The sequence below is a fragment of the Mycetohabitans endofungorum genome (genome assembly GCF_002927045.1).
GTDB lineage: Bacteria > Pseudomonadota > Gammaproteobacteria > Burkholderiales > Burkholderiaceae > Mycetohabitans > Mycetohabitans endofungorum.
In genome coordinates this window covers 60,370-72,653 of record NZ_PRDW01000002.1, presented here as the reverse complement: position 1 = coordinate 72,653, position 12,284 = coordinate 60,370, and the positions used below count along the sequence as shown (strand labels likewise).

Genomic DNA, 12,284 nt, shown 5'->3' with positions numbered 1-12,284 from the left:
CGACGATGCTGGCTGCGAGAGGCGCGCGTCAATGGGCGCGCGTGCGTAACAGACGTCGCGGACATTGCAGTTTGCCGGCTTGTACCATCTTGTAACGTGGCTTGCATCGGCGCTCGACAAGCTGTTAGAAATTGAAAAGGCTGCTTGATTCTCGGCACAGCATATATGCGCTGACGCGCACGAAAGCGGTTCTCCGGTCTCGGCGCATCAGTGCCGCCGATCACTGTATTGCTGGTAGAGCGTCAAGCATAGCACCCCGTCCGCGGTGCAAGTGGTGCACCGCAAAAGACCGCACTGTTCCAAGTCCCCATGAAGATTGCCATCCTCGATGACTACCAAGACGCCGTCCGCAAGCTCAACTGTTTTCAACTGCTCGCCGAGCATGACGTCAAGGTATTCAACAACACGGTGCGCGGGCTCGGGCAACTCGTCAGCCGACTCGCGGAAGTCGAGGCGCTCGTATTGATCCGTGAGCGTACGCGCATCACGCCGCAATTGTTGGACAAACTACCGCGACTGAAAGTCATCAGCCAGACAGGCCGCGTATCCAGTCACCTGGACCTGCAGGCGTGCACCGAGCGCGGCATTCCGGTGCTCGAAGGCACTGGCTCGCCCGTTGCGCCCGCCGAACTGACGTGGGCGCTGATCATGGCGGCGCAGCGTCGCATTCCTCAATACGTCGCGAACCTCAAGCAAGGTGCCTGGCAGCAATCAGGCTTGCGCACCACCGCGCTGCCACCGAACTTCGGACTCGGCCAGGTACTGCGCGGGCAGACGCTGGGCATCTGGGGCTACGGGAAAATCGGCAAGATCGTCGCCCACTACGGGCGCGCGTTCGGCATGACCGTGTTGATCTACGGACGCGAACATTCGTTGCAGGCGGCGAAAGACGATGGTTTTGAAGTGGCGCAGACGCGCGAGCAACTCTTTGCCGAAAGCGACGTGCTGAGCCTGCATCTGCGGCTGCACGACGAGACCCGCGGCATCGTGACCGTCAATGACCTGGTGCAGATGAAACCGACGGCACTGTTCGTCAACACGAGTCGCGCCGAGCTGCTCGAGGAGAACGCGCTCGTATCAGCCCTTCATCAAGGGCGGCCGGGCATGGTCGCGGTGGACGTATTCGAAAGCGAGCCGATCCTGCAGGGCTATCCGTTACTACGCATGGAAAATGCGATTTGCACGCCGCACATCGGCTACGTGGAACGCGAGAGCTATGAACTGTATTTCGGTGCGGCGTTCAACAACATCCTCGCGTATCTGGGCGGCGATACGCAAAACGTCGTGAACCCGGAATCACTCACGGCGCGGATGCGGCGTTGATGCACAGGCGCGTCGGGGCCGCACGGGATCGCCGGCGCGCACCGCGCGCATAAAGCTTATGTTCGGCGATACGGTGATCATCGGCCGGAACCCGTCCAGCGCTGCGGACGCGGCAATGACCATCGCGATATCCGCCGACCGCCATGAAAACTTGCCCGCGAATAACGCCACCAGCGTGCCGGCGACATCATACTGGGGCTGGGACGGGCTTGCTCGGGAAGTGTCCGGAGCTTGATTCGAGGTCGGGTGCAAGCGGGGCGTCCGTGAGGGGCAGGCAACGGCCGTGAATATGGAGCGGTACAGCGCGAGGATGTCCGGCCCAAAAAATGTGTGCGCACTGCAAAAAGCCTGCTATAATTCCCCTTCTGTTGGGGCGTTAGCTCAGTTGGTAGAGCAGCGGACTCTTAATCCGTAGGTCGAGTGTTCGAGTCACTCACGCCCCACCAAAAAATTCTGTAGTTAAAGTCAAGCACTTGCGAGTGATCGCCAGTGCTTTTTTTCGTCCATCGGTCGGACGCGAGGCCTCAAAAACTGGCCTTTGCCGGAAATCTGCCGCTACGTCGGCATTGACTCAAGCGCCCAAATGGTTGCCATCATCGACCAGGCGAACGACCGACTCAAGCTTTGGTTTCATCGTCGGTCACGATCAGTACCCCGCTTCCTTCTAAGGCCGAAAAGAGGTGGCGATAGCCACAGTTTAGGCGGATGACGTCGAGGCAAGCCGCGGCTTCGGGGATGGGCGCTGCCGCTATTCCATACTTCGGAAGAAATCTTCCAGTCCCCGACGCTCTTACTCGGTAAACAAGGACGTGCCAGGAGGCGGGGACGGCGACACCGATGGCATGCTCACGGGCTGAGCCGCCGGCGGGTGCTGGAAGGCAGCATTGATTGAAAACTCGGGGGTGAAGGCGTGGGTCAGTGGCGGCATGTCCGGCGACGATGAGCCGGGTGCGCCGTAGTCGTCGTTCCTGCGCTGCCCCCATAGCGTAAGGGAAACGCCGTCGTCCGGCGTTTCCACGATCTCTGGGGTGCTGGCAGCATGATGTCGATCCCGGGCGTTCCGCCATAACGCATTGGCTCTCCCGACATCGATTGACGCAAAAGGACGGCCACGCCGACTCGCCAAATTGCGCCGCCGTTCCGCTTGGCCCAGCAGTCCCCGCAGAGCATCTGTTGTATTGGCGTAGCTTGGAGCTGGAGCCGGCGTGTTCTGCTGTTGCGTCAATTCCGCAGTACTTGCTTGCTGGTTTTCAAGCGACGTCCCATTGCTCCGTGTCAGGATGCAGCAATTCATCGCCATGCAGGCATTCTTCAATATTGCTTAATAAAACGGTCCGAAGTCCATAAGCCGTTCGGATCGCGATTGCCCGCGTTCTGAAATTCAATTGCATGCCCGACTACTCGGATAATTCTGAATTCGTCATTCTCCGGCGTCAACAGGCATTGATACGCATTGAACAACTCTTGCATTTTTCCTTGTTCACCGGCCAACGCATGCTGATCAGCCGCGTCCAGCTTATCGCGCGACAAGCATCCATAGGCATTTGCCTTGAACCGGAACGTCTGGTCCGGCGCCAACTTGACGACTTTGTCCTGGGCTTGCGTCGCGGAAAATGCGGCGGCAAGCGTGACCAAAGCAAAAACCATCCCAGTACGTTTCATCATGAATCTCTCTCCTGTAAGCTGCGCATACCTTGGTATGTCATATTTGAAGTTAAACGCGCCAGTTCCATCGTAGACCAATGCACGCGAAGCACAAGCAGAACTTGTGTGCAGGCGCAATAGGCCAAAATGCCGCACCCATTGGTAACATGCCTGCCACGCGCGTTGCATCGTTTTGACGCACCGCACATATCGCGCTGCAGTATGTCGCCGAAATGGCGCGTGGTTTGTCGCGTTAAAGACTGCATAAAAATACCTAGCCCCCCAACGGGTAAGCCATCGGCGCCATTTCGCCAAAAATCAATGAGGCGCTGAAACGCTTGCTGAATAAAAGACCGCCGGGGGAAGACACATACGTGCCCCGAGCCGGGATACGCAAAGCGTGGCCATCCGAATCACATCGCACCATGGATCGCGCGGATTGGCCCGGGTAGGCATGCGCCCCATTGACAGCCTCCACGCTAGTCCCGCTCGCCGGCCAGAATGCCAATCCCGGCGCGCCAACTGGATATCGATGTGGGGCACAGGATGGAAATGCGGGTGCTGACCGGCAAGCTGGAATGCTAGTGGGCAAGCTGGAATGCTGGTGGGAAGCTGGAATGCTGGTGGGAAGCTGGAATGCTGGCGGGTAATGTACAGCGACCTAAAATGAATAAGGACTAGCGTAGGGACCCGATCATGGTCGAGCAGATTATCCTGGACGCGTTTCTCTTACTGCCATTGGTGATCGTTGCGTTTCTTTTCATTGACGGACTATGGCAGGAGCACCGGTTGTGCAGTCATGGCCGCGCCGAGCGCGCGCGGCCTTAACCATCGACGGATGCGGGACGCGATTCGTCACAATCACCCGCCGGCTTCAGGGGGCCGCTTGCGAATGGCGCCGCACCTGCGCACCACACGTGCAGCGTCGAATCAATGACGACGGCGCAGCCATCCCGCCAGATGGCGAGTCTCCATCCAATGAAGTACGCGACTGCGTTCCGGATGCTCGCGCCAACGTGATAAAAGTTCAAACCCCCACAGTGACAATAGAATCAGGATGCCTAATCCACCACCGATCAGGCCTGCAACCGTTTCGCCTTCCATGATTGCCCTCCATTGGGAACACTCATCACTTTATTGTAGGCAATCGGATAGCGACGAAAAGGGGCAAAGACACGCGCCTGCGCGCGGCCATTTGACTCAACCGCCATTGAGCGCGCGCAGGGATCTACCGCTGCCCGTTTCGCGACAAACAGGCATGCTGCTGTACATGCTGGCTCGCGGCTGTGGCGCGCAGACGATCGTCGAGTTCGGAACCTCGTTCGGCATCTCGACGCTGCATTTGGCGGCGGCGTTGCGGGACAACGGCGGCGGTAGGCTGATTACGAGTGAATTTGAGCCGTCCAAGGTGGCGCGGGCCCGCAATCACCTCGCAGCCGGCGGACTAAGCGACCTGGTCAAGATCCGGGAGGGCGACGCGCTGCAGACGTTGAGCGTCGACTTGCCAGAAACAATCGATCTGCTCCTACTCGATGGCGCGAAGGGGTTATATCCGGAAATTTTAAGCCAAGTGGAAAGCCACCTTAGGCCAAGTGCCTTCATTGTCGCCGACAACGCCAACCACAGTCCCGACTATCTGGCACGCGTGCGCTCGCCTGGGAAGGGCTACCTGTCCATGCCGTTAGACGATGATGTGGAGTTGTCTATCCGAGTCTGTTGAATGGGCATTCAACTATACATCCGCTGCAGCGCCTCGCCGCTACTCGGTGCGGCACACCGGCTTGATTGGCTCTGCACCGTCATCGCCGGCCGACGCAGCACTCACGAGGCTATCCTCACACATCTTGAACGTCGGGTGCACCCGCGAATACCGTTGGCGCCGGCAGGTTCCTCTGAGCGGCGGGCTCAGTGACCCATATAGACGGATTGAGACACATGGGCAATGGTCGGGCCGCCCGCCTGCGTCGAACCGCTGGCCACGCCGCCCACCGCTTGCGCGGCGACGCGTTGCTCGGCGGCATGCTTGGCTGCCACGCGGGCCTCAGCCGCCTGGATGTTGTTCGGATAGTCGTAGTCGTTGGCCGTGGCGGGGTTGTAGCCAACTTGTTCAAGCTCGATCAGCTCGGCCTGCACTTGGGCGTGTGTGAGTGGTGCGTTCGTTTGTGCAAACGAGGCCAGCGGCGCTGCAGCAGCGGCGGCAACAGTGGTAATGACGACAGCTTTGACCAGCGCATTCATAACACAACCTCCGATTGTTCGTTTCACATTGAAGCTACAAACGTCAAGGTCTGTAGCCGACAAATGCAGTGTAGGAGCCGGACAAATAAGGGTAAATATTTAATTCACGAATTCACTGTTATCAAAAAAAGAACAATCGGGACGGTGCATCGTCTCCACGCATACCGACCATCGCGTCCCGTCGCAAACCGGTTCAGGCACGCGTTCCGACGCCCGATGATCCGCTGACATGGAATCTAGGCATACGTGCAATACCGCACAAAATGGGGGGCGCCTGCTGGATCGAGCGACGCTGCGGTAACCCGCAGTTATAGCCCGAGCACGCCTGTAGCCTCTTCCACCGCTGCTCTGCGTACTCTGCCGGATTGTAGGCGCTGCACACACCGCCGATGACGTAGTTGGCTGGAGCTGTATCACCGAATCCGTCAGTAGAAGGAATCCCTGTATTGACTTGGCTTTGAGCAACATCAGAGGATGCCAACGGATGTCTATGGGCCCTGCATTACTTCCCAATACAGAACCGGCTGAAGATCACACCCAGCAAATCATCCGACGTGAACTCACCAGTGATCGCGTTCAATTGCTCCTGCGCCAGTCGCAACTCCTCGGCAAATAGATCGAGCGCTTGCGCATTGCGCGCCGCGTGCTCCGCAGCCGTTGCCAAATGCTCGCCTGCGGTGCGCAATGCGCGCAAATGACGCTCGCGCGCCAGATAGACACTTTCCGCGCCTGCCTGCCAGCCGGCAATGCGCAGCAGTTCGGCGCGCAGCAGGTCGATACCGAGCGCCGCCTTTGCGGATAGTCTGACCTCGCGCACCGCGCCATCCCCGGCATCGCGCACCTCCGGCTCGGTGTCTGCCAGGTCGATCTTGTTGAAAATCCGCACCACCGGCACGCCGGCGGGAAACCGTGCGGCGATCGCATGATCCTCCACGCTTATCTCATCACGCGCATCCAGCAGGTGCAGCACGACATCCGCTTGCTCGATCTCGTTCCATGACCGCGCAATACCGAGCCGCTCCACTTCGTCCTGCGTATCGCGTAGGCCGGCGGTATCGATCACGTGCAGCGGTATGCCTTCGATCTGAATGGTCTGCGCAACCTTGTCCCGCGTCGTGCCGGCAATCGGTGTCACGATCGCCAGTTCGGCACCCGCCAGCGCATTAAGCAGCGAGGACTTGCCGACGTTCGGTTGCCCGGCCAGTACGACGGACAGCCCCTCACGCAGCAATGCGCCTTGTTTCGCATCGCGCTGTACGGCCGCCAATGCGTCGCGGATATGCGCCAACTTGCCGCGCGCATCGGCCGCCTCCAGAAAATCGATTTCCTCCTCCGGGAAATCGAGGGTGGCCTCGACCAGCATCCGCAGGTCGACGACCTTGTCGACGAGCCGATGGATGTCGCGCGAGAATGCCCCTTCCAACGAACGACCGGCCGAGCGTGCGGCCGCCTCGGTGCTGGCTTCGATTAGGTCCGCCACGGCTTCAGCCTGCGCGAGATCAAGCTTGTCGTTCAGGAACGCGCGTCGCGTGAATTCGCCGGGCTGCGCGAGCCGCAGGCCGATGTCGCGGCCAGCGTCGAGGCATCGCTGCAGCACGAGCTGCAATACAACCGGCCCGCCATGCCCCTGCAGTTCGAGGACGTGCTCGCCGGTGTACGAATGGGGTGCCGGGAAATACAAACCGATGCCGCGATCCAGCGGCACGCCGGTCGCATCGAAAAACGGCACATAGACGGCACGGCGGGGCGCAAGCCGATCGCGGAACAATGCGTCCATCAGCCGCGCCGCCGCGTCGGCCCCGGCCGCGCCGAACGAGACACGCACCACACCTATGCCACCACGGCCCGGTGCGGTGGCAATCGCAACGATCGGATCAGAATCGGTTTGCATCAACTCAAATAAATAGGTGCGGTAATACGGGTCGCCGCCGATAACGGCTTGCGTCCATTGTATCGCGCGATACGCGTTTGCTAAGATCCGCTAAACAACGTGGCCCGGTGGCCCGCCAAGGCTGCCGGATCACGGGATGTCAGGCATTGTCGCGGCGTCAGCGATCGAGCAACGCCAGGCGGTAGGGCGACGTCACGCGCTCGGGCAGCACCAAGCGGTGGAGCGATGTCACGCGGTCCGGCAACGCCAAGCGCTAGAGCGACGTCACGCGGTCCGACAACGTCAGACGATGGAGTAACGTCAAGCGGTCGCGCAACACCAAGCGCTAGAGCGACGTCAGACGGCCCGGCGATTCGCGTCGGATACCGCGACGGCCCATGCCGACGGCGAGCGCCTCGTCAAGCTACCCGCCCCACCCTCACGGGCTCAGGCCTTCTTGCCCTGGCCCATCATCCGCGTGATGTAGTACTGCTGGGCGATCGACAGCACGTTGTTCACGACGTAGTACAGCACCAGTCCGGCCGGGAAAAAGAAGAACATCACCGAGAATGCGAGCGGCATGAACATCATCATCTTCGCTTGCACCGGATCTGGCGGCGTCGGGTTCAGCTTGGTCTGCACGAACATTGAGACCGCCATCAACACTGGCAAGATGAAGTAGGGATCCTGCTGCGACAGATCATGGATCCACAGCACCCATGGCGCGCCGCGCATCTCAACTGACGAGAGCAGCACCCAGTACAGCGAGATGAACACCGGGATCTGGATCAAGATCGGCAGGCAGCCGCCAAACGGGTTCACCTTCTCGGATTTGTACAATTCCATCAACGCCGCGTTCATCTTCTGCGGATCGCTCTTGAAACGCTCGCGGATCTGCTGCATGCGCGGTGTGATCTCCTTCATCCGCGCCATCGATTTGTAGCTAGCCGCCGACAGCGGGAAGAACACCGCCTTGATCAGCAGCGTCAGCAACACGATTGCCCAACCCCAGTTGCCGACAAAGCCGTGAATCTTCTCGAGCAGCCAGAACAATGGCTTCGCGATGATCGTCACCCAGCCGTAGTCCTTGACCAGCTCCAGGCCCGGCGCGATCTTCTCCAGCTTGCGCTCCTCCTGCGGGCCGGCGAACAGGCGCGCGGCCACGTCCACGCTCTGGCCCGGGGCGATGCTTTGCACCGGCTCCTTCATGCCGACGCGGTACAGCGCCTGGCTGAACTTGTCCGCATAGAACTGGCGCTGTACGCCTTCCTGCGGAATCCACGCAGAAGCGAAATAGTGCTGCACCATCGCAACCCAGCCGTTGTCGGCTGACGGCGCATAGTCCTGCTTGCCCTTGTCCAGATCCGAAAAACTCATCTTCTGAAACTTGTGCTGCTCGGTGTAGACAGCCGGGCCGATGAACGTATGCGAGAAACGCGGCGTCTCGACCGGCGTGTCGTCGCGCACCAACTCCATGTATACCGTTGGCGTCACGGGGATGGAGCCAACGTTCTCAAGCTTCGTATTGACGCCGACCACATAGCTGCCGCGCGTGAACGTATAGGTCTTTACGACCTTCACGCCGCCTTTGACCGGCGATTCGAGGCTGATCGACACCGTGTTCGCGCCGTCCGCCAGCGACGTCGGTCCCGGCACGACGGTAAACACATCGTTGTGGTTTGGGAAATCACCGCCAATCAGGCCAGTGCGCGCCAGGTACGTATGGTTGGCCGTCTGGTCGAACAGCGTGATGTACAGGTCGGGTTGCTTGCCCCCCCCCCCCTTGACCAGCGACAGCCGCGACAACGTGCCGCCCACCGTACTAATGTCGCCGTCGTACACGTCCGTCTTGAAGTGGATCTGCTGGCCCTTCACCGCGAGCTGCACAGCGGGCGCCGTGCCAGGCGCACTGCTCGGCTCCGCGGTCTGCGGCAGATCCGCCGGCTGCGTGCCCGGCGTGGTCGTGCCCGACGCCGCCGAAGTGGCCGTCTGGGTCGGTGTCGTGTTCGGGAAGAACAGCGACGGACGTCCATGGTCCCGCTGCCAGTTGTCGTAAAGCATGACGACTGACATGAAGAAGATGACCCATAGGACGGTACGTTTGATGTCCATGCGTTGTCTCGTGGTGAATGAGCTGAGCGACTAGCGCCTGTCGGCACGAACCGGCGGCACCGGGTCGACGCCGCCCGCCGAAAACGGATGGCAGCGGCACAATCGCTTCACTGCCAGATAGGTCCCGTGCGCGGCGCCATGATACTGGATTGCCTCGCGCGCGTAGTCCGAACATGAAGGGTAAAAACGGCATCGATCGCCGAGATAAGGGCTCACGACAAGCTTGTAGAAGCGCAGGAGCACGATCAACACCGTTTGCATGTTATCGCTGCGTGTCGGTGGACGCGCGCTCCGGCGGGCCATCGCCCGGCACCGTACCCGACGAGGCCGGGGCCGCCGGAGCGCGCTGCCCGTGGTGCGGCGCGAGCACCGACGTCTGGGCCTGCACAAGCCGTTCGCCGCCCGTGCGGCGGGTGGCCTCACGCACCGCGCGCCCGATCAAACCCTCGATCTGCGCTTGCAGCATCTGCGTGAGCGCCGTAGACCCGGCACTCGGAAACTGCGCACGATCGATTTTGCCCGACAGCCGGATCAGCACGTCCCAGCCAGTCAACTCCAGGCGTCGCACGCGAAATGCCTCGCGAACCAGCCGCTTGACCAGGTTGCGCGTGACTGCGCGCGGCGCCTGCTTCTTGCCAACCACCACGCCGAGCCGCGCAGCCTGCCCGGTGGGGCGGCCGTACAACACGAAGTGAGCGGAACGCGCCCATGGGCGCAAACGAAAAACGGATGAGAACTCATCCGTTTTCAGCAGCCTTGCGGTCTTCGGGAAACCAGCAGGTGTCATGCGCACGCGCTCAGGCCTCTCGTCTAGTGGACCGGCCCGCCGCGCCGCCCGGCATCATTCCGCCCATGGCGGACATCGCCCGGCATCGACGTGCGCAAACCACGCTGCTCGGCCGCCGACCGTCGCCACCCAGCGTCACGCCGGCCTTAGACGGCCAAGCGCTTACGGCCCTTCGCGCGGCGAGCGTTGATGACTTTGCGACCGCCCGCGGTCTTCATGCGAACACGGAAGCCATGGGTGCGCTTGCGGCGCGTCACGGACGGTTGATAGGTACGTTTCATGTTGCTCTCACTCGTTGGAGGATGGGCTGCGGCGTGCTTTGCAAGAACCTGACGCGCCAGCACAACGGCAGTGCGACGCCGAGCCAAAAAATTCGGTTTTCGCGGAACCCGCTATTTAAACCGCTTTTCTTTGCGGCGTCAATATCTTACGTTCACCGGCGCAGGCCGCCGCCCCGGGCGTCCGCGGTCACGGCGCCGAACCGGCCCTGTGGATAACTCGCCCCGCCTGACGCGTTTGGCGGTAGAATCCCGGCTATCCCAAGAATCCAGTACGCCGCTTCGGCCGCCGCAATGCGTTGTCGCATCTGCGGCTGGGTGCGTCCCACAGCTTCGCATGCAACCCTATGAAGAATCCTGACGGAAACCGCGCCGTTCGCGTCGAGCGGTGCAGCCGATACGACGTCGCGACACCACAACAGACCACATGAACGATTTCTGGCAACACTGCTCGACACTGCTGGCGCGCGAGCTAACGCCTCAGCAATACGTGACGTGGATCAAACCGCTCGCGCTGGTCGACTTCGACGCTGAAGCCAACACGGTGCGCATTGCCGCGCCGAACCGCTTCAAGCTCGACTGGGTGAAGAGCCAATTCTCCGGGCGCATCACCGACCTAGCGCGGGACTTTTGGCAGCATCCGGTGCAAGTTCAGTTCGTCCTCGATCCGAAAGCCAGCATGAAGGCATCGCCGGCGCGGCGCGCGAGCGGCAGCCCGCTCGCCAACGCCGTGGACGCGGTCATTGCCGCGGCCTCGGGCACGTCGGCCGCCGCGCTGGCCAATGGCTCGCCGCCTCACCCGACGATGGCTCAGGCGCTCAGCACGGCCAGCGCCGCGACCGCGGATGGCAACGCGGAGCTAGACTTGCCGAGCCTGGACGCGAACGAAGCTGCGGCGGCGCGGCGCAACTTCCGCGCCGGGGCGCCCGCGCCGTCGCCCGAGGCCGATTCCGCGTACGAGCGCTCCAAGCTCAATCCGGTTCTCACGTTCGAAAACTTCGTCACCGGCAAAGCGAACCAGCTCGCGCGCGCCGCGGCGATCCAGGTCGCCGACAACCCCGGCGTATCGTATAACCCGCTGTTCCTGTACGGCGGCGTCGGACTGGGCAAAACGCACTTGATCCACGCGATCGGCAACCAACTGCTGCAGGACAAGGCCAATGCGCGCATCCGCTACATCCATGCGGAGCAGTACGTGTCCGATGTCGTCAAGGCGTACCAGCGCAAGGCGTTCGACGAGTTCAAGCGCTACTACCATTCGCTGGACCTGCTGTTGATCGACGATATCCAGTTCTTCTCCGGCAAGTCGCGCACGCAGGAGGAATTCTTCTACGCGTTCGAGGCGCTGGTCGCGAACAAGGCGCAAGTGATCATCACCAGCGATACCTATCCGAAGGAGATCTCCGGCATCGATGACCGGTTGATCTCGCGCTTTGACTCCGGCCTGACGGTGGCGATCGAGCCGCCCGAGCTAGAGATGCGCGTCGCGATCTTAATGCGCAAGGCGCAGTCCGAGGGTGTCGTGCTGAACGAGGATGTCGCGTTCTTCGTCGCGAAGCACCTGCGCTCGAACGTGCGCGAGCTTGAAGGCGCACTGCGCAAGATTCTCGCGTACTCGAAATTCCACGGACGCGAAATCACGATTGAGCTGACCAAGGAAGCGCTCAAGGATCTGTTGACGGTGCAGAACCGCCAGATCTCGGTCGAGAACATCCAGAAGACCGTCGCCGACTTCTATAACATCAAGGTCGCTGACATGTACTCGAAGAAGCGCCCGGCCAACATTGCGCGGCCGCGCCAGATCGCCATGTACCTGGCCAAGGAACTCACGCAGAAGAGCCTGCCTGAGATCGGCGAACTGTTTGGCGGTCGCGACCATACCACCGTGCTGCACGCGGTGCGCAAGATTTCCGACGAGCGCGGCAAGGATGCGCAGTTAAACCACGAGTTGCACGTGCTCGAGCAAACCCTCAAGGGATAAGGGATAACTGCCGCGGCGATCCGTGCCGGCGGCCCACGATGCGCCACGGTG

At 61.2% G+C, this 12,284-nt stretch carries 12 protein-coding genes, 1 tRNA gene and 2 pseudogenes; 6 read left to right on the top strand and 9 right to left on the bottom strand.

The genetic code is table 11. From position 1 onward, the window contains the following. Positions 1-309: 309 nt before the first annotated feature. Entirely contained in the window at positions 310-1,323 is a 1,014-nt protein-coding gene (locus tag B0O95_RS02020; protein ID WP_104076404.1) for a D-2-hydroxyacid dehydrogenase family protein, read from the top strand. Positions 1,324-1,350: 27 nt separating this feature from the next. On the opposite strand, the pseudogene B0O95_RS16275 reads toward B0O95_RS02020, so the two are convergent. Beyond that, positions 1,351-1,504: pseudogene (locus tag B0O95_RS16275) on the bottom strand (hotdog domain-containing protein); the annotation flags it as partial. A 189-nt stretch (positions 1,505-1,693) separates the two neighbouring features. Here B0O95_RS16275 and B0O95_RS02010 point away from each other — a divergent pair. Beyond that, positions 1,694-1,769: transfer RNA gene (locus B0O95_RS02010), tRNA-Lys, on the top strand. 865 nt (positions 1,770-2,634) lie between these two features. On the opposite strand, the gene sap1 is transcribed toward B0O95_RS02010, so the two are convergent. Next, positions 2,635-2,988: a surface attachment protein Sap1 gene (sap1, locus tag B0O95_RS02005; protein ID WP_104076403.1), complete on the bottom strand. Its 354-nt coding sequence runs from the start codon at positions 2,986-2,988 to the stop codon at positions 2,635-2,637. 675 nt (positions 2,989-3,663) lie between these two features. On the opposite strand from sap1, the gene B0O95_RS16870 reads away from it, so the two are divergent. Beyond that, a complete protein-coding gene (locus tag B0O95_RS16870) occupies positions 3,664-3,795 on the top strand; it encodes a hypothetical protein (RefSeq protein ID WP_255779348.1) in 132 nt (43 codons plus the stop codon). A 102-nt stretch (positions 3,796-3,897) separates the two neighbouring features. On the opposite strand, the gene B0O95_RS16010 is transcribed toward B0O95_RS16870, so the two are convergent. Further along, entirely contained in the window at positions 3,898-4,071 is a 174-nt protein-coding gene (locus tag B0O95_RS16010; RefSeq protein ID WP_199180422.1) for a hypothetical protein, read from the bottom strand. A 118-nt stretch (positions 4,072-4,189) separates the two neighbouring features. On the opposite strand from B0O95_RS16010, the pseudogene B0O95_RS01995 reads away from it, so the two are divergent. Then, positions 4,190-4,687: pseudogene (locus B0O95_RS01995) on the top strand (O-methyltransferase); the annotation flags it as partial. Between the two features lie 185 nt (positions 4,688-4,872). Here B0O95_RS01995 and B0O95_RS01990 read toward each other — a convergent pair. Next, a complete protein-coding gene (locus B0O95_RS01990) occupies positions 4,873-5,205 on the bottom strand; it encodes a DUF4148 domain-containing protein (protein ID WP_104076400.1) in 333 nt (110 codons plus the stop codon). Between the two features lie 502 nt (positions 5,206-5,707). After that, the gene (gene mnmE, locus B0O95_RS01985) at positions 5,708-7,099 is read right to left on the bottom strand and encodes a tRNA uridine-5-carboxymethylaminomethyl(34) synthesis GTPase MnmE (protein WP_104076399.1); all 1,392 of its coding nucleotides are present in this window, start codon (positions 7,097-7,099) and stop codon (positions 5,708-5,710) included. Between the two features lie 133 nt (positions 7,100-7,232). Between mnmE and B0O95_RS15755 the strand changes: the two genes are divergently transcribed. Next, positions 7,233-7,394 (top strand): hypothetical protein, encoded by a 162-nt coding sequence (locus tag B0O95_RS15755; protein ID WP_158249437.1) that lies wholly within the window; start codon positions 7,233-7,235, stop codon positions 7,392-7,394. Positions 7,395-7,522: 128 nt separating this feature from the next. On the opposite strand, the gene yidC is transcribed toward B0O95_RS15755, so the two are convergent. The 4 genes from yidC to rpmH form a co-directional block, all read right to left on the bottom strand. Then, positions 7,523-9,187, bottom strand: coding sequence for a membrane protein insertase YidC (yidC, locus tag B0O95_RS01980; RefSeq protein WP_104076398.1), 1,665 nt, complete (start codon positions 9,185-9,187; stop codon positions 7,523-7,525). A gap of 30 nt (positions 9,188-9,217) precedes the next feature. Then, a complete protein-coding gene (yidD, locus tag B0O95_RS01975; RefSeq protein WP_233203029.1) occupies positions 9,218-9,448 on the bottom strand; it encodes a membrane protein insertion efficiency factor YidD in 231 nt (76 codons plus the stop codon). Between the two features lies 1 nt (position 9,449). Continuing rightward, on the bottom strand, positions 9,450-9,974 hold the full coding sequence (rnpA, locus tag B0O95_RS01970) for a ribonuclease P protein component (RefSeq protein WP_104076396.1): 525 nt from the start codon (positions 9,972-9,974) through the stop codon (positions 9,450-9,452). 146 nt (positions 9,975-10,120) lie between these two features. Continuing rightward, positions 10,121-10,255, bottom strand: coding sequence for a 50S ribosomal protein L34 (gene rpmH / locus B0O95_RS01965; protein WP_006998755.1), 135 nt, complete (start codon positions 10,253-10,255; stop codon positions 10,121-10,123). Positions 10,256-10,679: 424 nt separating this feature from the next. Here rpmH and dnaA point away from each other — a divergent pair, with 424 nt between their 5' ends. Continuing rightward, positions 10,680-12,233: a chromosomal replication initiator protein DnaA gene (gene dnaA, locus B0O95_RS01960; protein WP_233203027.1), complete on the top strand. Its 1,554-nt coding sequence runs from the start codon at positions 10,680-10,682 to the stop codon at positions 12,231-12,233. The last annotated feature ends 51 nt before the right edge of the window (positions 12,234-12,284 follow it).

What these genes read in the sequence shown, in the direction of transcription:
- B0O95_RS16870 (WP_255779348.1), top strand. Translation starts at nt 3,664, where the DNA reads ATGGTCGAGCAGATTATCCTGGACGCGTTTCTCTTACTGCCATTGGTG.
- yidC (WP_104076398.1), bottom strand. Translation starts at nt 9,187, where the DNA reads ATGGACATCAAACGTACCGTCCTATGGGTCATCTTCTTCATGTCAGTC.
- B0O95_RS02020 (WP_104076404.1), top strand. Translation starts at nt 310, where the DNA reads ATGAAGATTGCCATCCTCGATGACTACCAAGACGCCGTCCGCAAGCTC.
- rpmH (WP_006998755.1), bottom strand. Translation starts at nt 10,255, where the DNA reads ATGAAACGTACCTATCAACCGTCCGTGACGCGCCGCAAGCGCACCCAT.
- sap1 (WP_104076403.1), bottom strand. Translation starts at nt 2,988, where the DNA reads ATGATGAAACGTACTGGGATGGTTTTTGCTTTGGTCACGCTTGCCGCC.
- B0O95_RS01990 (WP_104076400.1), bottom strand. Translation starts at nt 5,205, where the DNA reads ATGAATGCGCTGGTCAAAGCTGTCGTCATTACCACTGTTGCCGCCGCT.
- dnaA (WP_233203027.1), top strand. Translation starts at nt 10,680, where the DNA reads ATGAACGATTTCTGGCAACACTGCTCGACACTGCTGGCGCGCGAGCTA.
- B0O95_RS15755 (WP_158249437.1), top strand. Translation starts at nt 7,233, where the DNA reads ATGTCAGGCATTGTCGCGGCGTCAGCGATCGAGCAACGCCAGGCGGTA.
- yidD (WP_233203029.1), bottom strand. Translation starts at nt 9,448, where the DNA reads ATGCAAACGGTGTTGATCGTGCTCCTGCGCTTCTACAAGCTTGTCGTG.
- rnpA (WP_104076396.1), bottom strand. Translation starts at nt 9,974, where the DNA reads ATGACACCTGCTGGTTTCCCGAAGACCGCAAGGCTGCTGAAAACGGAT.
- B0O95_RS16010 (WP_199180422.1), bottom strand. Translation starts at nt 4,071, where the DNA reads ATGGAAGGCGAAACGGTTGCAGGCCTGATCGGTGGTGGATTAGGCATC.